General features: G+C 40.7%; 17 protein-coding genes. 8 read left to right on the top strand and 9 right to left on the bottom strand.

Annotation, left to right across the window (positions count from 1 at the left end; genetic code table 11):
- The first annotated feature begins 30 nt into the window (after positions 1–30).
- From FZC79_RS16525 to FZC79_RS16500, 6 genes are all read left to right on the top strand, one after another.
- Entirely contained in the window at positions 31–1479 is a 1449-nt protein-coding gene (locus FZC79_RS16525; protein ID WP_148947865.1) for a DUF4153 domain-containing protein, read from the top strand.
- 323 nt (positions 1480–1802) lie between these two features.
- The gene (locus FZC79_RS16520) at positions 1803–2471 is read left to right on the top strand and encodes an NIF family HAD-type phosphatase (protein ID WP_252183370.1); all 669 of its coding nucleotides are present in this window, start codon (positions 1803–1805) and stop codon (positions 2469–2471) included.
- 1333 nt (positions 2472–3804) lie between these two features.
- A complete protein-coding gene (locus FZC79_RS16515; RefSeq protein ID WP_148947864.1) occupies positions 3805–4740 on the top strand; it encodes an LCP family protein in 936 nt (311 codons plus the stop codon).
- A 307-nt stretch (positions 4741–5047) separates the two neighbouring features.
- Complete coding sequence (gene proC / locus FZC79_RS16510; RefSeq protein ID WP_148947863.1) at positions 5048–5890, top strand: pyrroline-5-carboxylate reductase; 843 nt, start codon at positions 5048–5050, stop codon at positions 5888–5890.
- Between the two features lie 170 nt (positions 5891–6060).
- Positions 6061–7194 (top strand): glutamate 5-kinase, encoded by a 1134-nt coding sequence (gene proB / locus FZC79_RS16505; RefSeq protein WP_148947862.1) that lies wholly within the window; start codon positions 6061–6063, stop codon positions 7192–7194.
- Between the two features lie 117 nt (positions 7195–7311).
- Positions 7312–8574, top strand: a complete 1263-nt coding sequence (locus tag FZC79_RS16500; RefSeq protein WP_148947861.1) for a glutamate-5-semialdehyde dehydrogenase — start codon at positions 7312–7314, stop codon at positions 8572–8574.
- A gap of 131 nt (positions 8575–8705) precedes the next feature.
- On the opposite strand, the gene FZC79_RS16495 is transcribed toward FZC79_RS16500, so the two are convergent.
- The 4 genes from FZC79_RS16495 to FZC79_RS16475 all read right to left on the bottom strand — a co-directional run bounded on the left by FZC79_RS16495 (position 8706) and on the right by FZC79_RS16475 (position 15345).
- The gene (locus FZC79_RS16495) at positions 8706–9443 is read right to left on the bottom strand and encodes a 3'-5' exonuclease (RefSeq protein WP_148947860.1); all 738 of its coding nucleotides are present in this window, start codon (positions 9441–9443) and stop codon (positions 8706–8708) included.
- A 3-nt stretch (positions 9444–9446) separates the two neighbouring features.
- On the bottom strand, positions 9447–11360 hold the full coding sequence (locus FZC79_RS16490) for a DUF294 nucleotidyltransferase-like domain-containing protein (RefSeq protein ID WP_148947859.1): 1914 nt from the start codon (positions 11358–11360) through the stop codon (positions 9447–9449).
- Positions 11361–11542: 182 nt separating this feature from the next.
- Positions 11543–13699 carry an MMPL family transporter gene (locus FZC79_RS16485; RefSeq protein ID WP_148947858.1) on the bottom strand — a complete coding sequence of 719 codons (2157 nt, stop codon included), beginning with the start codon at positions 13697–13699 and terminating at the stop codon, positions 11543–11545.
- 1112 nt (positions 13700–14811) lie between these two features.
- A complete protein-coding gene (locus FZC79_RS16475; protein ID WP_148947857.1) occupies positions 14812–15345 on the bottom strand; it encodes a D-glycero-alpha-D-manno-heptose-1,7-bisphosphate 7-phosphatase in 534 nt (177 codons plus the stop codon).
- A 235-nt stretch (positions 15346–15580) separates the two neighbouring features.
- Between FZC79_RS16475 and FZC79_RS16470 the strand changes: the two genes are divergently transcribed.
- On the top strand, positions 15581–16426 hold the full coding sequence (locus FZC79_RS16470) for a DUF1206 domain-containing protein (RefSeq protein WP_148947856.1): 846 nt from the start codon (positions 15581–15583) through the stop codon (positions 16424–16426).
- Positions 16427–16812: 386 nt separating this feature from the next.
- Here the strand turns inward: FZC79_RS16470 and FZC79_RS16465 are convergent, their stop codons facing one another.
- Together FZC79_RS16465 and FZC79_RS16460 are read right to left on the bottom strand one after the other, a co-directional pair.
- Entirely contained in the window at positions 16813–17649 is an 837-nt protein-coding gene (locus tag FZC79_RS16465) for an alpha/beta hydrolase (protein ID WP_187442830.1), read from the bottom strand.
- A 182-nt stretch (positions 17650–17831) separates the two neighbouring features.
- A complete protein-coding gene (locus tag FZC79_RS16460; protein WP_148938362.1) occupies positions 17832–18032 on the bottom strand; it encodes a DUF2188 domain-containing protein in 201 nt (66 codons plus the stop codon).
- Positions 18033–18233: 201 nt separating this feature from the next.
- On the opposite strand from FZC79_RS16460, the gene FZC79_RS16455 reads away from it, so the two are divergent.
- Entirely contained in the window at positions 18234–18389 is a 156-nt protein-coding gene (locus tag FZC79_RS16455) for a DUF3934 family protein (RefSeq protein WP_148938361.1), read from the top strand.
- A 163-nt stretch (positions 18390–18552) separates the two neighbouring features.
- Here FZC79_RS16455 and FZC79_RS16450 read toward each other — a convergent pair whose 3' ends face one another.
- The 3 genes from FZC79_RS16450 to FZC79_RS16445 form a co-directional block, all read right to left on the bottom strand.
- On the bottom strand, positions 18553–19785 hold the full coding sequence (locus tag FZC79_RS16450; protein WP_148947854.1) for an aminopeptidase: 1233 nt from the start codon (positions 19783–19785) through the stop codon (positions 18553–18555).
- Between the two features lie 179 nt (positions 19786–19964).
- Entirely contained in the window at positions 19965–20099 is a 135-nt protein-coding gene (locus FZC79_RS23895; protein WP_262372102.1) for a hypothetical protein, read from the bottom strand.
- A gap of 12 nt (positions 20100–20111) precedes the next feature.
- Entirely contained in the window at positions 20112–21368 is a 1257-nt protein-coding gene (locus tag FZC79_RS16445; protein WP_148947853.1) for a helix-turn-helix transcriptional regulator, read from the bottom strand.
- Positions 21369–21617: the final 249 nt, after the last annotated feature.

Genomic DNA, 21617 nt, shown 5'->3' with positions numbered 1-21617 from the left:
AAATAGAATTACGATATAGGAGGTTAGGGAATGAAAAAAAGAAATTTATCACTGATCGCAAGCTGCCTCTTGGTGGGAATTATGGCAGAATGGTTATTTATCGACCACACGTTTGGTTTGAATGTTTTCTTATTTGCCACGCTCTACTACAGTTTGTTTTATTGGCAAATGAAAGGGAAACGTCTGATGAATCGAAAAATCGGATTTCTGCTCATGTTTTCCATTTTATTTCTTGCACTAAATTATTTTCTGTATTGGAATATGGTACTTTATTTATTGAATCTTATTATCCTTCCCGGGCTCATTATCGTCCATTGCGTACTCATAACAAGAAAGAAGAGGGTAGACTGGAACAGCTTTGGCTTTATCGGATATATGTTCACGTTCACAGGCAAATGGATTACGTTCGCGATAAGCAGGCTGCTTGTTCCTAAAAAAATATTTGCAAGCAGGATGCAGGCCCAATCCTATAGAACGCTGAAAATGATAGTGCTCGGAGTTCTCATATCCTTGCCGCTTGTTTTCTTTACCGGACTTCTTCTTATGTCTGCGGACCGCCATTTTGCGGAATTAGTAGAACTGTTTCCTTTGCAAATGCTGGATCTTTCTATAGGAGATGAGCTGCTACGTCTTGGTTTTATCTTGATTGTTTCACTGTTGTTATATACTTTCGTGAGGATTTTGAGGAGGGACCACACATCTTATTCCAGGCTGCTGAAAAACAAGAAGGTGAAGTTGGAAGGTATTATAGTCATAACCGTTCTTATTTTCTTAAATGGATTGTACGCCTTATTTACATTTGTTCAGTTTCAATACTTTTTCAGCGATACACTTATATCCGGATTGACCTATGCAGATTACGCAAGAAGAGGCTTTTTTGAGTTAATCGTTGTTACATTGATCAATTGGACCATTGTCGTTGCTGTCATTAAAACAATGGATATGGAAACCAAAAAGATGAATGTGTTGATTAATGCCCTGCTATCATTACTGGTGGGAATGAGCGGCATCATGCTTTATTCAGCAGGAATGAGACTGACCCTGTATGAGGAAGCATACGGTTTTACGATGGCAAGAATTCTTGCTCATGCTTTTATGGTATGGATTGGTGTCATTCTTACTTTTACCTTTATCAAAATATGGTATAACACACTTTCTCTAAGCCGATTTTATATTATCAGTACACTCGTCTTCTATAGTGCTTTTAATATTGTCGACCTCAACGGGTTGATTGTGCAGAAAAATTTGGATAGATACCAGGAGACAGAGAGGGTCGACGTGTTTTATTTCCAACAGCTATCTGCTGCTGGAATACTTGGGTTGATTGAATTGTATAAAGAAAATCCTGATGTTTCCGGATTAAGGGAAGCACTGGTCAAAGAAATGGAGAATGCTGAATACTACAAAGAGAGCTGGCAATCGAGCAACCTCGTGAAAAAACAAGCGAGGGAAGCGTTAAAGGATTTAGAGATCCGTTGATATATCAATATACATAGAATTACTATGTATTAGAGGTGGTTAATCATGAAGAAATGGCTTATTATACCTTCTATCATTTTCTCTATCTTGGATTTTAACCTCATTGGGTCCTATGATGTATTTCAGGACATGAACGCCAGCCAAATAATCGAGGATAACAATTAAGAATGATGTTTATTAGAGATCCTCTTCAGCTGGCAGATTACAAAGGTAATAACACTATTTAGTGACAACAGCAAGCCGCAAAGAATTTGTAGTGATACAGAACTATATTTCTGTAGTGAATTTTCAATGGGAAATTTATAAAGAAACAGGGGGAGACTATGTTGATCAAACAAGCGCTTATTTTTGATATGGACGGAACACTATTTAAGACGGACACAGTTCTTTTGTCTGCATTGGATAAAACTTTTGATTGCTTAAGAAGTGTTGATGAGTGGGAAGGAGGAACGCCCATTGAGAAGTATTTGGATATTATGGGTGTGCCTTTGCCTGAGGTGTGGAGGAGCCTGCTGCCTATGCACGAGGAGGCTCTTCATGAAAAGGTCAACCGCATGTTTCATGTTCATCTCTTTCAGGAGATAAGGAATGGCAGCGGCGAACTATATTCCGGAATACTTGAGTTTCTTGAAGAACTATCAAAGGAGTATAGAATTTTTATCGCTAGCAACGGGTTAAATTCCTATCTTCTTGAAATTGTTAACTGCTTCACGCTGGATTCCTTGCTCAGTGGAGTGTACAGCATCGAACGGTGTCCATCCGGAAGAAAGGAGGACCTTGTGAAGATGATTTTGAAGGAAAATGAAATTTCTTCTGCTGTTATGGTTGGAGACAGGGTTTCAGATATTAAAGCCGGGAAGAAAAACGGTCTATATACAGTAGGCTGTGCATGGGGATTTGCCTCTGAAGGGGAGCTTGATGAGGCTGATATCGTTATTAACGCTATCGAGGAGCTTGGGAATGTATTAAAGAGGGAAGAGGTGCTGGGGTAGAAGGAGCAGGGCTTAGTCAGGGGCCTGGTTTGGTACCCTGAAAATAAGAGAGAGTCGATTAGACAATGTCTCCAGAGAGCTTACTTAGGTATCAGATTTTCCTACACGTTCACTGGTTTAGTCATAATAAGATGTGGTACATGCATAATCTGATCATTATAGAGCCTGGGGGGATAGATAAACCCACCTGTTTTCATTGATATAAATTTCAGCAAGATGCCCTTTTGAAAAGTTTATTATAGGTGAATCTAAGACATCAGATCGTAACTGGTGTCTATTTTTTTGGGGGGTTCTTTAAGGCTGTTTCATAAACTTTGTTGCTAGTTGAGCAAAATAACCATAATACACCGTAAAAATCTGGTCAGAATCCGATTAGAAAGAATATCCCTAGCGAAAACAGCCTTCTTCAAAAACAGTTAACAGACAGCATTATATAATAAGGAAGAAAAATGTCGTTATTTTAGGAGGGATCCTCTTAAACCTGCCACAAAATTAGTATTGTTATTTTTATCTTTATACTATACAATCACTTAGTAGTTTAATAGTGAAACTTTTAGTGCCGAATTTCGTCTAATATACTAGAATCATGCACAACATAAAACGGTTGAAATTTATGCGAGACACTGCGGCTTGTATAAGAGAAATGAAAAGGGCGTAAGTAATGGCTGATTTCTTCAATAATGCTGCTTTTGGATAGCTAATCTTCTCTTAGAAAAGGGAGGTTTGTTCTCAACCTGCCGGACGGCCTCTAAAGTGAAAAGACCTTTTCGTAAACTTTGTTGCTATTTTATTTTATCTTCATAAGGTTTCGGCATTATATTTTGTTAAGCCAAAAGAAAAATGAACTGCTTCTGCTTCCCTGCTTAGAGAGAAAATCTTAGTATCCGGAGTTTAATTCTAACAAAAGCAAAATTAACTACGAATACAGTCTAGGTTTTTTCTAATTAATTAGTGATTCAGAATGCGATTATACCTTAATCCTCCTTTACGTAGGAGGATTGAAGCGGAAGGCGTACGATCTCCTGCGGGATTAGCGGGACAGGTGAGACCCCCAATCCAGTTGCAGCGCCCAGTCCCTCGGGGTCAAATAACCCAAAGCGAATAAAAGGAAAGACCGCCTTTTTTTCGCTTTGGAACATTTGCCTGTCGGGCCTGAGCAGGGCGCTTCCACTTTTTATACAGGCGGAAGCCGAGGAGGCTCACCGCCCGCCCCGCGGAGTCGTCCGCCTGGAGCGGAAATCCATTTCTTCTAAAGCAGCCACAATATTTGAGAAAACAGCCAAATGAAATAATATAAGTTTTAGGATAAAAGCTAAGTAAAGAAGGTGTATATATGAATTCACGAATGGAATTTAAAAAGAAAAAGAAGAGAAGAGGATTGAAACTTGTTCTTTTCCTCTTATTTATGATAACAGCACTGCTTGGATATGCAGGTATTCAATTTTATCAAGGAACTCAAATGGCTTCTGGTGAAGGAAATATGCCTAAAGAAGAGGATTATACTTTTAATGGTGTTAAGGATAAAAACGGCAGAATCAATGTTCTTCTGCTTGGAGTGGACAGCCGTGGAGAAGAGCAGTCCCGGACAGATACAATGATGATTGCCCAAATTGATCCTGAAACAAATGAAACGAAATTGGTCTCGTTCATGAGAGATATGTATGTTGAAATTCCAGGATACCAGAACTATAAGCTTAATACGGCTTTCTTCCTTGGAGGCCCTGACCTGCTGAGACAGACATTACAGCAGAATTTTGATATCGATGTTCAATATTATATGATTGTCGATTTTAAAGGGTTTGAACAATCGATTGATATTCTTGCTCCTGAAGGAATACAAATGAATGTCGAAAAAGCTATGTCGGAAAATATCGGGGTTTCGCTCCAACCCGGGCTCCAAAACCTGAATGGCAAGGAGCTTCTCGGTTACGCAAGGTTCCGTGCAGATGCAGAAGGTGACCATGGACGGGTAAAAAGGCAGCAGGAGGTTATCACAGCTGTCAAAGACGAAGCGCTCAGCATAGGAAGTGTCACGAAGCTTCCAAAGATGATTGGAGCAGCTCAGCCTTATATCGAAACAAACATGAGCAAGCTGGATCAAGTTGGAATCGTTAAAGATATCCTTTTGGGTAGCAGCAGTGATATCAATAAGCTGACAATCCCGGTGGCGGATTCATATACGGATGGCTATTACCAGCAGGCAGGTGCAGTATTGGAAGTTGACTTTGAAACAAATAAAGCAGAATTACAAGAGTTTTTGAATGAATGATTGATGAAGGATCGGGGCTTAGCCCTGGTCCTTTTTCTTTTAGTATAAAGCCTGTAAGTACAGGCTTTTGGAAAAAAAGAGTAAAGAAAAATCCTTGTATAACGTCTTCTCGTGGGAAAATCAGGGATTATTCACGGTTTGAATAGTCCACTGGAAGATGGCAGCGCTTTCACTCATTAATTCAACCATATACACTAAACATTGTTCATAACACTTGATTATGATTTTGTACGTGTTACGATTGTAAACGTTGAAAAAAGAGCGAACAAAAATACGAACACAAAGAACTTATTGGGAGAGGATATATTTGCTAAACAAACAAAAGGTTGCTTTTCTAGGTGCAGGTAATATGGCAGAGGCCATGATTTCAGGAATGGTTGAATCAAATGCAATTCCAACAGAACAAATTATCGTATCAAACAGAAGCAATCAAGGGCGTTTACAGGAACTGAAAGCAAAATATGATATAACAGCCATGACAAAAGATAAATTAAATTTTGAAGAAATAGATATGCTGATCCTTGCTATGAAACCAAAGGATATTGATGCTGTACTGGAATCAATTAGAGATCTTGTCAGTCCGCATACAGTTGTTCTTTCCGTTTTGGCGGGGATTACCACAGAACATATGGAAGAAGGGCTGCCTCAAGGACAAAAAGTCATTCGGGTCATGCCTAACACATCCAGCATGATGAGAGAATCCGCTACAGCCATTGCAGCAGGAGAGTATACAGCTGATGAGGACATGAAACTTGCTGAAGAATTATTGAATTCCATCGGCGAAGTATATACTATCCAAGAAGAAAAAATGGATATCTTCACCGGAATTGCCGGAAGTGGACCTGCTTACTTCTACTATCTAATGGAACATATCGAAAAAGCCGGTAAAGACAGCGGCCTTGAACCGGAAGTAGCCCGTCAAATCGGAGCTCAAACTATCTTAGGTGCAGCGAAGATGATCATGGAACGTGAAGAGACACCCGCACAGTTACGACAAAATGTAACATCCCCGAATGGAACCACAGCAGCAGGACTGGATGCACTAGAGAAATTTGGCGGAGGAGAAGCTATCGCTCAAGCCGTTAAAGGTGCTGAAAAACGTTCAAAAGAAATCAGTTCCCAATTCAAAAAGGTACTTGTTGCCAACTAATAAATGTAAAACAGCCATTACCTTTGCTGCTTAATAAGGCAGCAGAGGGCGGTTCAAAACGCAAACTGATTTTAACCAATTAACGCACTAAAGCGTTGTAGGGGACAGTCCCTCTTAGTGCGTTAAAGCAATAAAGAAATTATAAAAACTATTTTTACAGGAGTGATATGATGTCTCCGGACACCACGAAGAAGCGAATTGTAATTAAAATTGGAAGCAGTTCTTTAACAAGTCTTCACGGGGAGATGAGCCGCAGAAAGCTGGAGCGCCTTACAGACGAAGTCGTACGCTTGAAAGATGATGGTCATGAAGTGCTGCTTGTATCATCTGGGGCAGTAGCCGCAGGATACAGAAAGTTAGGCTGTCTGACCCGTCCCAGCACGCTGCCGGAAAAGCAGGCAGCCGCATCTATCGGTCAAGGATTGTTAATTGAAGCTTACTCTGATTTGTTCTTATCAAATGGTTATGTGGCTTCTCAAATACTCATCACGAGAAGCGATTTCTCTGATGAAAGCAGATATAACAATGCAAAAAACACAATAAATGTTCTGCTCGAGCGCGGAATTATTCCAATTGTCAACGAAAATGATACAGTCACCATTGATCGTCTGAAATTTGGTGATAACGATACGTTATCTGCGAAAGTTGCAGGACTGGTAAATGCCGATCAATTAATCATCCTTTCCGATATCGATGGACTTTACAATGATGATCCACGTAAAAATCCGAATGCTGAACTTCTTGAAGAAGTTAATGAGATTACGCAGGACATTGAAGATATGGCAGGAGAACCAGGAAGTTCAGTAGGTACAGGCGGCATGCGCTCCAAAATCGATGCGTTTAAAATCGCCATGGCATCAGGAATACCATCTTTCCTAGGAAAATCAGGTGTAGCTAACATTATCTATGATGCTGTCCAAACTGATGCTAAAGGTACTTATTTTAAAACAAAAGAAGATGTAGTGAACCTTAATACCAAGAAGCAATGGATTGCCTTTAATTCCGGACCAGAAGGCGAAATCACCATAGATAATGAAGCAAGGGACTCTATTATTAAAAGCAGGAAAAGCCTTGATGCTTCGGGGATTTATTCCGTCAAAGGCCGCTTTAAGAGCGGTTCAGTTATTCGGATTGCCGATTTGAGCGGTGAAGAAATCGGTCTGGGTGTCGTCAATTATGGTTCCGAAGAATTGAAAAAGTTCAATGGGCTGACAGACGAAGAGCTCGAAAAATATGAAAATGCAGCGGTAGAATTTGATCATCTGGTATGTCACATAGAAGTACCGATTCCAGTCGGTGTCTAGCAGAGATCTTTCAGCCAAATATAGAAATGCTCCTGTGCTAAAGTTTCTGCCGGAGTCTAAACAGAAAACACAGTAAACATAGAAAGAAACAATAAATATAATTTATGGAGGAATTGGATGACATTAACGACAATCAAAACGAACGTTGAAGAACAAGCAATCGCAGCAAAGAAAGCTGCGAAATCACTTTCACTGCTAACAACTGAAGAGAAGAATGAAGCTTTGATGACTCTCGCGTCAACATTGGAAGAACAGTTTGAAACCATTTTGGAAGCTAATGAAAATGATCTTTCAAGAGGCCGAGAAAAAGGATTCGATGAAGCATTCATGGATCGCCTGTCACTTTCGAAAGAACGTATCTTTGACTTCGCAAATGGTCTACGTGAAGTTGCGGAGCTGGATGACCCAACTGGCTTGACTGTCAGCGAGTGGACGCTGGAAAACGACTTGGATGTCGCAAAAGTCACAGTACCGCTAGGTGTTATCGGAATGATTTATGAAGCGCGCCCAAACGTTACAGTTGATGCAACAGGATTAGCTTTGAAATCAGGCAACAGCATCGTGCTTAAGGGAGGATCCAATGCTATAACTTCCAACAAAGCCATTGTGGATGTTATGCATAATGCCCTTGAGAAAACTAAAATACCACAAGAAGCAGTTCAGTTCATCAATACCACAGATCGTGAAGCGACTCAGCAGCTGTTCACAATGAAAGAACATGTAGATGTATTGATTCCACGTGGTGGCGGAGCACTGATCAATGCAGTCGTCAATAATGCAACCGTTCCTGTTCTTGAAACCGGTGTAGGTAACTGCCACATCTACATTGATAAAGATGCAGATGTCCAAATGGCGCTGAATATCCTTGTGAATGCAAAAACAGACCGTCCAGCTGTTTGTAATGCTGCGGAAACAGTCATCATTCATCGTGATTGGCTGGCAGCTAATAAAGACCGTTTTATTGAGACCCTTAATAATCATAATATAACAGCTCATGGTGATGAGCATGCTTGCGAAACAATTCCTGGCTGCACGCCTGCTGGAGAAGAAGACTGGGCGAATGAATACCTAAGCTTGGACATTGCTGTCAAAACAGTCTCAGCCACAGCTGATGCTATCAATCACATCGAGCAGTACGGTACAAAGCACTCAGAAGCCATCATCACTGAGAATGCAGAGACGGCCAGACTGTTCATGACACTTGTAGACGCAGCAGCCATTTATCATAATGCATCCACCCGCTTTACTGACGGAGGAGCACTTGGATTCGGCGCTGAAATCGGTATTTCAACACAAAAATTGCATGCTCGCGGACCAATGGGACTGCCTGCATTAACGACAGTTAAATATATGATGACTGGTAACGGTCAAATTCGATAAGTGTTAATAGAAAATGTCCCTTGATTTTTATTCAAGGGGCATTTTTTAGAAGGCTCTTTTTTAGTCCACCCGCAAGCGTGCAAAAAAATCACCAAACTAAATAGAGACAGCCAGCCGGCTGCCTCTTTCGCTTATATCCCCGCAACTTCATGCAGCTCCCGTATAGTACCAATCTCTTTCATTTCGCAGATTTTTAAAAGCTCATGAAAAATCTCCGCTGTCATGATGGCATCATTCAAGGCATGATGGCGGGCTCGCTTGTTTATATGAAACCTCTTCACTAAATCATCTAAATAGCATTCCTCTTCACCCAGGAGTTCTTTGGCCAGAGTATAAGAGTCGATGAATTCGGGATCAAAAGCTGGAAGACCCCATTTCCCGATTCTCTTTTGAAGAAAATTGATATCAAAAGAGGCAGGATGTGCCACTAGAATGGTCCCTTTACAGAAATCAAGGAACTCTTTTAACCCAACAGGGAGTGTTTTCGCTTTGATAAAGTCTTTACGCTTTAAGCCCGTAAACTGTTTAGTTTCTAGGGATACGGTTTGCAGAGGATTAATGACTTCATAAAATGTTTTCTGCTCAAGAAGCTTTTCTCCTTGCATTTTGACTGCTCCGATTGAGACAATTTCGTCCCCGATTTCAGGAAAAAATCCCGTGGTTTCGAGATCGAAAATGGTAAAGGTGCAGTTCGTCAGTTTTTGTTGCTGCAGAAGCGGTTTTTCTTCTTCAAATTCCTTCAGCATCCGCTTCAACTTTTGATAAGAGAGATTCTTTTTTTCTTTTTCTACTTGTTTCTTAAAAAGGTATCTATGCCAAAAATAATATTTAATGATTCGATATCCTACATTAAATCGAGCATCACTCATAGTCTAAACCACCCGGTTGCGATTGAAGCTGATCTCCATGACTTGCTGCATCCGATTTGCGATTTGAAGCGCTTCTCTTAGTTTTCGTTTATCTTCTTTAGTAAGCTGCTCTACTTCCAATTCATTTGTCAGTTCCCGGTTCTCTTCCAATTCCAAAAGGTTTTGGTTCAAGCGGTAATAGAGCAGATAGTGCAGGGCTGTTTTTGCATTCTCTGCGTCTCTGGGATGAAAGACTTTCAATTCTTTCAGAGCATTCAAACGTTGAACAGTATTTACTTCTTTTAATCCGTGCTTGATGGAATGGATACGCACCATATTCACGATTTGCATCAAGCCGGCTTTCTTAATGTTGAAAAACTTGTTTCTTCCTTTCAGATTGATCCTGCCCAATGCATTGATAGGTATACGGAAGCGGATAGCATCTTTTCTCAATAGCTGTTGCATATTCAGGGATTTTTGGGCCTTTTTCGCAATATAGGCCCGGGTATCTTCGGCAAGGCTGTAGTCACCAAAAATCGGTCTGAAATCGTAAAACATTGTAAAGCTTTGAACTTCTTCTGCATCGATTTCATGGAGCCAGTCATCAATCGCCGCCTGCCATTGGCTGAATGATTTGCGCCATTTAGGTTCTTTTGCCATGATTCCGCCTGTACATTCATGAAAACCGCACTGCGCTAGTTTTCTATTGATTTTTTCAGTGAAACGTTCAAAGTACCTGTCCACTGCTTTTGCATTATCGAGATGATCATAATCAGCAATGATGATGCCGTTGTCCTGATCGGTATTGAAGGACTGTTCACCGCGGCCCTGGCTGCCCATTACAATAAAACAGTAGTTGACAGGAGGTGAGCCGAATCCTTCCGCCCGCATTTCCTCTTCTGAAAGCAGGATGATTTTACGGTACAGCCGGTCGTTGTAATTCGTCAGAACTTCACTCACATTATAAGCAAAGCTGTCCTGCAGGAGCAGTCCGCCTATGAAGGAAGTAAAGGTTGTATTTTCAACCGGTGATAGTGGAACAAGATCATCGGTGCTTGCAGCGGACTGGATACTGTACGAGAGGTCCAAGTAGCTTGAATCATGTATATTGACAAAAGACAGTCCTGTCAGCAGGCCGATGACAATGCCATTCCGAAGGACCGGGACATATTTCGCCCCTTCGTATTTAAAGAAGGAGAGGGCTTCATAGGCAAAAGCTTCATCCCTTACCCAATAGGGTTTCTTGTTCATCCAGACTTCTAGTGTCGGAGCTTCCCTTGAGCTGGTAAGATAGCGCAGGATTTCGGTTTGGGTGACAAGACCTTTTAATGCACCCTCATCATCACAAACCACAATGGCCTCTACCGCCTCATCGAGCATTTTCTCTGCTGCTTCCTCCATCGTTGAAGTCTTTGGAAGAATTACAGGCGGTTCCATCAAAATATTAACTTTTGTTCTGAAGAGGGACAAGTCAGCGGATTCTTCCTGTGACTCCTTATATTTAATCTCATCATAAAGAGTTTTCATCCGGTTTCCGACACTTTCAAAAATAATCTGTGAAAACTCTTTATTATTGGTGAGCATATCGAAGAAGACTTTTTTATTAAAACGAAAAAGAGTACACTCTTCGATGGCCTGCACGGAAAAACTCATATCACCGCTTGTCCACAAAATCATCAATCCGACAAGGTCTCCAGGGTAATAATATCGTAAAGACACCTGCTTGCCTGAAGGCCGGTGAAGAACATTCTTCGCGGTTCCAGACATTAAGAAATAGACGTCCAGCTCTTCCTGTGATTCTTTTTCATGAAAAATGAATTCATTTTTAGCAAATTTCTGAAATTGTGCTTGCGATACTAGGTATTCCAATTGTTCATTCGATAAGTGATTAAAAGGATACGAAGCTTTGATCATGTCGTAAAATTCGGTTTTTTTCATCCGTCAGCCTCCTTGTCCATCTGGATTTCATCCTGCCCGCAGTAATTAAGTTATGTATGATCTCAGCCATTCCAACACTTCTATTGGTAACCTTAACATAGTCGTGGAAGGTCTTTCATGCTTTTGCAATATTTAATAGAAAAAAAGCCAGTACAGAGAGCAGCTCTGTACTAGCATCTTCATTAAGCAGAAAAATCCCCGCTTTTTCCTGCTTTTTTATTTTTCTTTGAGAATGGCATATACCAGTTCCAACCCCCGAGAAGCTTCATAAGAGATGGAACAAGGAGCATTCTTATTATTGTAGCATCGATAAATATTGCAATGGCAATCCCTACACCGATTTGTTTGACCGGCATGACACCTGTAAAAGCAAATGCCCCAGTGATGACCATCATGATCAAGGCAGCTGAAGTGATGATCTTGCTTGTCGAAGTCAGTCCCTCGATGGTTGCATGTGTATTATCGCCAGTCTGCAGATAAATTTCATGGATCCTCGAAATCAGGAAGACTTCATAGTCCATGCTCAATCCAAAAACCAAACTAAAGACAAGGACGGGCAAGACTAGAGCGATATCAGAGGGCTGCAGTCCAAAATGGCCGCCTTGGAACAGCCATACAAGTATTCCAAAGGTGGATGTCAACCCAATGACATTCATCAAAATCGCCTTTAGAGGAATAATTACCGATTGGAAGGCGATCATCAGGATAATATAGGTGGAAATCAAGATGATCCCGATACTCAGTGCTGCTTTATCATAAATTTCATCAAAAATTTCCTGGTTGAATTTCACTTCTCCGCCAAAGGAAAGAGAGTAATCCCAATTCCTGGATGACCAGTCTCTGATCCAGTCCTTAGCAGCCTCTGAAGACTCTTCTTCTGACAATGTGACGGGAAGCAAGAGCTTTTCACCGCTGATAAAAGAATCCAGCAAAGGAGCAAGTGAAGACTGGGTTTCGGGCTGTTGAAGTGCTTCTGATAAAGCTTCAGGTGAATCAATGCCGCTTTCAGTGTAGATAGACGTAATGGAATTAACAATTTCATCTTCTCGAAGCTCGGCTGTCAATCGCTCTATCTCTTTTAATCCGTCTTCACTCGTCCAATCGCCGGAACGTTCTGCAATGATATAGACCTGGCTTCCTTCATCGGTATTAAAGGTATCCTGGATCGTTTCTATGGCCTGACGGGACTCATAGCTTTCCGGAAGAGAGTCAATATCAGGGATCGAGAGGTTCATATTACCAACAGGGAGGACTCCAATAACCAAAATTGCGAATGCTGAAACAGAAATCAACACTGGTCTTTTCATAACAAAACGGGCAAAAGTACGCCATCCTTTTGAAGAATCCTCTTTCCGTTTTATCACCATCCACTTGTTTATGGCAGGTCCAAGTATGATCAAAACAGCTGGAAGTAATGTCAGGGAAGAGATGACAGCGATGGATACGACTACCATCCCTCCAATCGCAATAGTTTGGAAGATATCGATGTCAATGACGCTCATGGCTGCCAGGCCAATGAATACGCAGACAGCGGAAAAGATGATTGATCTGCCGGCAGTCTGTATGGTCGTCTCTATCGCCGCCAATTTATCTGATTTCAACAGCTCTTCTCTGTAACGATTAATGAAAAGCAGAGCAAAGTCAATGCTTAATGCAAGTCCGATCATCGGAACGACATTCAGCAGAAATACAGATAATTCCACGTTTTCTCCAATCAGGGTCAATATCCCGAAAGAAGAAATGACGGTGATTGCTCCGATGATAATTGGTACGATAGATGCAATGATGCTTCCGAAAGCGAAAAGAAGTACAAGCAATGCCACAGGAAGACCTATGAGTTCAGCCCTTTTTAAGTCATCCTGACTGGCTTTATTAATATCAGCGGAAATCACAGGTCCACCGGTCAATACCACATTGTCCTCCTCGGCGATGATCTCTTCAATGGAGTCGATTTCTTCATCAATGCTGCTTTGGTCGAAGGTGAGGGCTGCATAGGCAGTACCGCCATCCCGTAAAGCTTCATCACCAAGAGGGGATTGAATGCCGCTGATATTCACAGATTCATCAATTTCACTTAGGATGGACTTAATAGTTTCTTCAAACTCTGTGTCGCTTTTATTTTCTTGTTGAAAAAGGAGGAGAAGGGAGTTTTCGGGAAAGTCGAAGTCATCTGAAAGAATTTCATTGACCTTTTCAAATTCACCATCCGTCCTGAAACCGTCGCCGCCCAATATGCTGGGAAGACCAATAGCAAAATATCCAAGTCCCAGTGCAATCATTATCCATAAGGCCAGGAATAATTTATAAAACTTTGTTATGTTATTAGACATGAACTTCATTATATTACTCCTTCACATAAGTATAAAGATCGAGCGCATAGCAGAAAAAAATTCCACTATTCAGCTGCTTTGCATGGCTTTGAAAAATAAGGGAAATGTTTTCCCTTAAATCAAAAAAAGTCAGTTTTTTTAGAACGGGTTCTGTTCTCGAGTATAAAATTAAAAATTACACATCAATAGGAGTGACAAGTCGCCTCGATTTTGACACTCCTTTTTTCTTGGTTTAACGATAGCCTTACTGGTTAATCTGTTTAATTTGTAATATAAAATGTACCCTAATTACAAATGACAGAACTTTTGGTTATTCAAAACATGTCGCACAATTTCCTGGACACTCTAAATCCCATATTAATATGAAGGAGAGTTGTAAATAATGAAAAATCTAGCAATGATTTGATTGGAACGGAAGGTGAGTGACCTCCTGCGGGACTAGCGTGCGTCTAGTTCCAGCCCCTAGCCCCTCGGGGTCAAATAACCCCAAGAGATAAAAAGGAAGACCGCCTTTTTTCTCTTGGGCCTTTCCACTTTATAAAGATAAGTCATCATCGAATCGCTATCGCTCTTCGTGATTCCTTTATCTCATACGAGAGCCCTAAAATCTGTACGTCGCTGAACGGCCGCTTCCGCTTTTACTTCACCGCACGCCCCGCGGAGTCACGCACGTGGAGTGGAGATCAATAGACATATTTGGGGTGCGAATAACTCAACCATTTCTTTGACTAATTAGAAGTTTGTACTTCAAAACAGAACCCGGCAGCTTATTTACAGCTTTTTAAGTGAATAGCGGTAAACAAGTCAGCTATTTTTACAGTTATTCATAGAATTTACTTAATAAGGGAACTTTGGTCCCTTATCAAGTAAAATTTGGACTGACCCTTTAGATATAAAGCTCCAATAAGTAAAAATCAGCTTATTTACAGTTTTTCCGATTTTTTCCACTAATATAGTTTACTTCTATAGTTTCGCAGATTCAAATATTAGTATCGTTCATAAGTTTAAAAGATGTGCTTGAAAGTTTAGCATATAAGCAAGGAAGATTTCTGCCTTGAGGGGCCAAGGAACCAGGAGCTGAGAAGGAGATTGAAAGAAAGGTTATAACATCTTTCCTGAAGTTAAGCTTGTTTCCTGGAGGAAATCCATTTAGCAGCTGAATAAAGCGAAGGGAAATGATAATCCGCGATTTTTTCAGTATCTTTATCCGCAATCAGAATCGTTGTACAGCCGGCTTTCTTTCCTGCCTCAATATCCGGCTCCCTGTCGCCGACCATGTAACTCTGTGATAAGTCAATTTCATGTTTTTCAGCAAGCTCAAACAGAAGTCCCGCTTCTGGCTTTCTGCATGAACATCCTTCATGGGGCTTATGTATACAGCTTGAAAACTCTTCGATAACTCCGCCTTGTTTTTCTATATCTAGTTTCATTTTCTCGTGAATTCTGTCTAAATTGGAAGAAGTCAGATAGCCAAGTCCCACTCCACCCTGATTCGTGACAACAAAAATTTTATATTCAGCCTCATTTAACAGCCGGACAGCCTCAGGAACCTTCTCAAGATAGTAAATATCAGAAAGTTTATTGACGAATTTAACTCTTTTCGATAAAACTTCATTTATAACTCCATCTCGATCTAAAAATACCGCTTTTTTCATTTAAATTCTCCTTAATAGTATAAAAATTCTACCGTATAACCCAAATAATTGTCGCATCCTGCGCTTTCCGGGGAAATAGTCGGAAATAATTCCACGAGGAAGAATAGATTTCCTCTTTTAGTATTTTCTTTTTGTATTAAAACTATGACACATGGAGCGAGAGAAGTTTTCATTCTAAAAAATAAGGGAATCAATAGCTGTAGACAAAGAATCAATAACGAGAGGAGCAATAGTGATGAATAAACATGAGGCGAAAGGACATGCCAAAAAAGGTGCTCATGAAGCAAAGCCATGGGTAAAAGGCCTTGGTCGCGCAGGTTACCTGGCTAAAGGAAGCGTATACGTCTTGATTGGTGTACTGGCATTCATGGCAGCCATCGGTGTCGGAGGAGGAAAGACGACTGGAACCCAGGGAGCTTTGGCTTCCATTGCAAGCAAACCTTTCGGTGAAATCATATTATGGCTGCTGGCCATAGGTCTTGCCGGGTATGTTTTATGGAAAATTGTCGAAGCCATCACCGATCCCCAAAACAAAGGCCACGATGCAAAAGGAATTATAATTAGAATCGGTTTTGTTTTTAGTGCGATCGTTTATGCAGGACTTGCGTACAGAGCTTTTCAACTCGCAACCAATGCAGGAAGCAGCGGGGGAGGAGGAGGCAGCAGGGAGACAATCACTGCTCAAATCCTTTCACAGCCGTTCGGTCAATGGATGGTCGGCGCAGCAGGCGCAGCAGTGATAGGGTATGGTCTTTATGAAATCTATAAAGGATACAGCGAGAAATTTACAGATTCCTTTCATAGAAGCAAAATGGATAAGAAAGAATATCAGCTTGGAAAGAAAACAGGAAAAGCCGGTTTGATGGCACGAGGTGTTGTATTCTGCATCACTGGTTATTTCTTGATTCAAACCGCCGTCACAACGAACCCCGACAATGCAAAAGGGCTCGATGCAGCACTGTCTGAAATTGCTCAGCAGCCTTTTGGTCAATGGATGCTCGGGTTGGTTGCAATCGGATTGGCAGCTTATGGAGTATTTCAGATTCTTAAAGGCAAAAATAAAAATATGGCCTTTAGTTAAATTCAGTTGTTAAAGGGTATTAATCGATAATTTATCAAAGGGACTGCTGCGATAGTGGCGGTCTCTTTAATGTGGGTAGATAGTAAATTTATTATGTAAAGTAAAGATTTTTCCCTTTAGATTTTAGTTTATATTTTGGAAGAACTAAGTGATATTTAATCTGACAGCATGAATCTATATATTCCAGGAATCCGTTCCGTCAATACCGCTATCTGGCAACACCGGAGTGGTTTATGAAGAATCCTTGCACTACGGACTTCACAAGAGCAGCAAAAAACCTTGTTGTTGGCTTACTGAACTAGAGAGTGTTGAGGGGAATTTTCCTTTTTATACAGAAGCTAAGAACAAATAGAAAAAGCCTGATCGATGAACGACCAGGCTTTCTGTTAATCCCAAAGAAATTTTTTTAAGATTTTATCCACTTTTTCTGTTTCATGCAGGCCGCTGTGATCGATTTTTTCATCTTCAATGAGGCGCTTTTCAAGATTATTTTCCGGGACAATTTCTCCAATGGCAAAGGCACTTTCAACGTCCACAACTTGATCGCCTGATCCTGCAATGGCCAGAACCTGAAGCTGGGACGGAAATTGGCCTCGGTTTTTCACCAGATTCTTTAAAGTATCTGAATCAGGTCTTAAGTCAATAAGAGCTTCTCCGGTGTTGACTCTGTGGTAGGATTCTTTAGAAATCCCGTCGAAAGGGCTTCCGATGACAGCAAATTTAATGGTTTCAGGATACTCGGAATTTCCATTGGTTTGTTGCAGATAATTTGTTGAAACAAGGCCACCCATCGAATGTCCGACAAGATTCACTCTATTGGCATTGAACTTGATTTTCAATTCTTTCATAACGCTTTGTAGACGGGAAGAGGTTTCCGAAATGGAAGCTTTGTTCTTTTCGAAAACGATTTGTACCAAAGGAGGCAGGCCGGAAGAGGAGTTCAGAGAACCTCTCCATGTGATTTCTCCATCTGCAGAAACATACACAACGAGGTCTCTTTTACCCCATTTTTTTTCTTCAAAACGGTACAGCATGGTTTTAAAAGAATTATAGGTGCCTTTATAACCATGTACGAACACGGTTGGAATGCCGGCAGACACCTCTGAAGAACTTTCTTTGGATTCGGCTATCTGAGATTTAAGTGTGATATAAGTTAATGAGAAGGTAAGCAGGAGCAGAGCCCCGACTGATAAAGCCTTCTTTCTATTTAAGTTGCTTATCATGGGAAGTTGTTCTCCTTTAATTCCTGATATACTAATCATAAACGATTATGTATGACTTGAAAATGTTTTATCTGAAATTCTTCTGTAATATAAAGTGTAATATTTGGTATTAAATAAAAGCAAAAGAAAAAGCCAGTTACAACCAATAAAAACGGTTGAAATGGCTTCTTTTTTTATGCATTTTATGAAAACGTTTTTTCGCTTACTATTTCATTGTTTTCGTTTTCAACAAGCACCTTAGCCGGCTGATTCTCTTTAGCAAGTTTTTCAGCTTCTGCGATGGCTTCTGACTGGCCATTAAATAATGATGTTGGAGCAACATCTTCTATTTTTACAAACCAGCCGCTTTCGTCTTTGTTTGGTACTACATAATATTCTTTCATGAGTATCGCTCCTTTCTAAGTCTTCTTTATTTTGTTTCCCTATTTTAAAACTGTAAAACCCATAAAGTGTTATCCTAGTTAGAGAGAGGGAAGAGGGGCCAAGAAGAAAATTCCTTCAACTTTTGTTAAAATAGGTGAATTTTTGATATAATGAACTTTCAATCAAAATGAAAAGTCCGACCAGATAATGGAGTTGATAGTGTGAGCAAGAGCAAAGGCGGCGGAACAGGAAAAGGCACCGGGAAAAAAGGCTGGAACCGCTGGCAGAAAAGTGCGAAGAAAAAAGCTGCCAAACCATATACAAGCAAAGGAACCAAACAAGGCAGTGGAACAGAAAAGGATTCTTCTGGAAAATAAGAGAAAAGAGCTGCATCCGTTCAACTGGATGCAGCTCTTTCTTGTTGTTGGTTAAGTAATGTTACTCTGTGGACAACTGATAGCTATGTTATACACGTATCAAGGGGGGCAGCAGCTGCTGATTCACCCATGAATTAAGCAGGGCTTATAAATGGCCAGTCGATTAAAACGCCCAGTTTCCTTTACGGAAGATTGGTTCAATAGATCCGTCATCAAGGACACCGTCGATATCCAGATGTTCAGAACCTATCATAAAGTCCACATGTGTCAAGCTTTCATTGAATCCAATTTCCTTCAGTTCCTCTTTGCTCATGTTTTTGCCGTTCTCCACACAGATTGAAAGGGCATTGCCAAGAGCAATATGACAGGAAGCGTTTTCGTCAAATAATGTGTTGTTAAAAATAATATCGGTATTTGAAATCGGTGAATCATGAGGCACTAATGCAATTTCTCCCAAGAAGGAGGCACCTTCGTCCGTTTCAAGCAGACTTTTTAACGTGTCATAGCCTTCTTCGGCACTGAATTCTGTAACTTTTCCATCTTTGAAAGTCAGGGTGAAATTGTTAATCAGGTTTCCACTGTAATTTAAAGGCTTTGTACTGCTTACTGTTCCATTGACACTGTTTCGGACTGGTATGGTGAATACTTCTTCAGTCGGCAGGTTGGGAACGAATTGAACACCTTGGTCATTGGTGAAAAGGGCGCAAATCCATTTGCTTTTAGGGTGCAGTTCAACTGTGAAGTCTGTGCCTGGACCTTTATAGTGAAGTTTACGGAACGCACGCTCATTAAGATAATCAGCATTCTTTGTCATGTTTTCAATGTGTTTCTCCCAAAGCTGGACAGGATTTTCCTGATCGACTCTGGTTGTGTAGAAGATTTTATCCCATAATTCCTCGACAGCTTCCTCTTCAGGCAGGTCAGGGAAAACTGTTCTGGCCCATGCTTTAGAAGGAACAGCCGCAATCAGCCAGCTGATACGGCCCCCGGAAATAAACGGCTGAAAGTCTTTGAACGCTTCACCGCTTGCTTTATTGGCCATGGCCACCCGCTTGGAATCAATGCCTTTCAACAATGTAGGATTGGGAGAGGTCAAATTGAGTACAGCGGCATTTTCTTTCGCCATCTCCACCATTCCTTTAGCTTTCCAAACCGGGAAGTCCTTCAGCCCTTCTTCTGGAGCCTTTTCCATTTTCATTCTTGTTAATTTTTCATCAGAATATTCTACAAGTACATTCTTCGCGCCTGTTTCATAGGCTTTTTCGGTTAATTGAGCCACAAAGTCAGCTTCAGTAATAGGAGCATTGATAATGAGTGTCTGCCCCTTCTGCAGATTGATTCCCACCCGAATCAATAAATCGGCATATCTCTCTAATTTTGTTTCTTTTGAAGCCAAGTTGAAATCCCCCTTTTAAGTAGCTTACAAGATAAATATACTATGTGATGAGTAAATTCACCAAATCATATGAAGCGCTTTCATACTTTAAAGCGTTAAGAGGGACTGTCCCTTTTAATGCTGTACAGCGCAAAAAGCCCCTGCTTCCAGAGTGGAGGCAGAGGCTTTCTCTTCTCAAATTATTTTCCAGAAACAAGAGGGGAAACTCCATTGGCCGGCGGCAGGTCTTCTTCTTGAGCACTTACAGATGCTCCTGCTGCTGATAGTGCGATAAGTACCAGTGCTGCTACTGTGATTCTTTTAAGCTTCTTCATATAAATCTCCTCCTATAAACCTATTATTTTTTCATATGCCACGTTAGCCTTTGTAAGGTAATGGGCGGCATATTTATATTTTCTTATCTCTTGATAGTAGTTACCAAGAAATTTAGAATACTGAGCCAGAAGATGAGGGTTTCCGGTATTTTCAAAGTAGGGAAGTGCTTCATCTTTCATGAAGCATTCGAATTCCTCATCAAGTTTTTCAACAGCATAACCATAAATCCTGAATTCGTAATATTTTTCTATATTCTTCTGCTGCTTTGACAAGAAGATGCCTTCTTGGAGCCAGCTTGCAGCTTCATCCATTCTTTTGAGTTTATAATATTCTTTCACAAGAGCAAGAATGGTCGTAAGTTTGCTGTCATGGTCATTATGTTTGAATTGCAGGCTTTTTAAATAGTGGGCAATGGCTTCTTCTGTCCTGTTTTCCATAGACTTAAGATACCCCAGATTCTGCTCGACTTTCCCTCTCATCACAACATATTCAATATTCTTGCTGATTTCATTCGCCCATTCATAGTGGATGATGGCTTCACTGATGTTTTGGATGCGCCTGTAACAGACTCCGAGCAGCAGGTGGATTTCTGCACATCTTTTATTATGATAGAGGCTCTGATAGAGGCTGAGGGATTCTTCAGAATAATGGATGGCAAGGGCATGCTTTCTCAGTTGAACAAAAGTGAGTGCCTTCAGATAGAATAGATCGGCTTTCTCTTCGGTGTCCAAAATGCTTCCAAGAACAAAATAATGCTCCGCATCTTTCAGGTGCTGGTTGGATTCCTCATAACTTCCTCTTGCATAGTGAAGGTTCCCGACAAACTTATGGAAGTAGAATCGCAGCTTATCAGAAAGATTTTTATAGCCTTTTTCAATTGCTCTGATGAAATCTCTCGGACTCTCGTAATCTTTAAGTAAAATATGATAGCGGATCATAAGGATGTGATAACTGTTAAGAAGAGTGACGTCATCAATATCAATGATCTGCGGGGAGACCACTTCATATAGGCGTATGGCTTCCTTGCAATCATTCTTCAATAGCGCTCTGTTCCATTCAGAAAATGTTTTCTTAAGAGTTTCATCATCATTCTGTATCAATGAGATTCCAAGCCTGCTGCATAGGAGCTCGATGACTTCAGTAGAAGCGGTGGTTTGATTATTTTCGATCTTGGAAAGATAAGAGACGGATAGAATTCCTGTTGCAAGTTCTTCTTGTGTTAAGTTCTTTTTCATGCGATGATATCGGATCTTACTTCCGATCGTCATGATTCTTTTCTCCTCTCTATCTATAGTAATAGTATAAAATAATCCCGTAATTAGAACGAGTTTGGCTGCTTGGGAAAATCAGCCCCGCGACCCCTTAAAGAATGCTTGAAATACATGTGTTTTCATGAAAATTTTCCTAAGCAGCAGCTCTGAATCATAATAAGATTACCACATAAATTCTGCATATAGTCCGAATATTCCTATAATTATATTTTTGATGCGTTTACTTGGAATTAACAGGAAAAATAC

The organism is Rossellomorea vietnamensis (assembly GCF_008180615.1).
In the GTDB taxonomy this organism is placed as follows: domain Bacteria; phylum Bacillota; class Bacilli; order Bacillales; family Bacillaceae_B; genus Rossellomorea; species Rossellomorea vietnamensis_D.
Note: the sequence above shows the minus strand (reverse complement) of the source record. Positions and strands in the feature narration are given on the sequence as shown.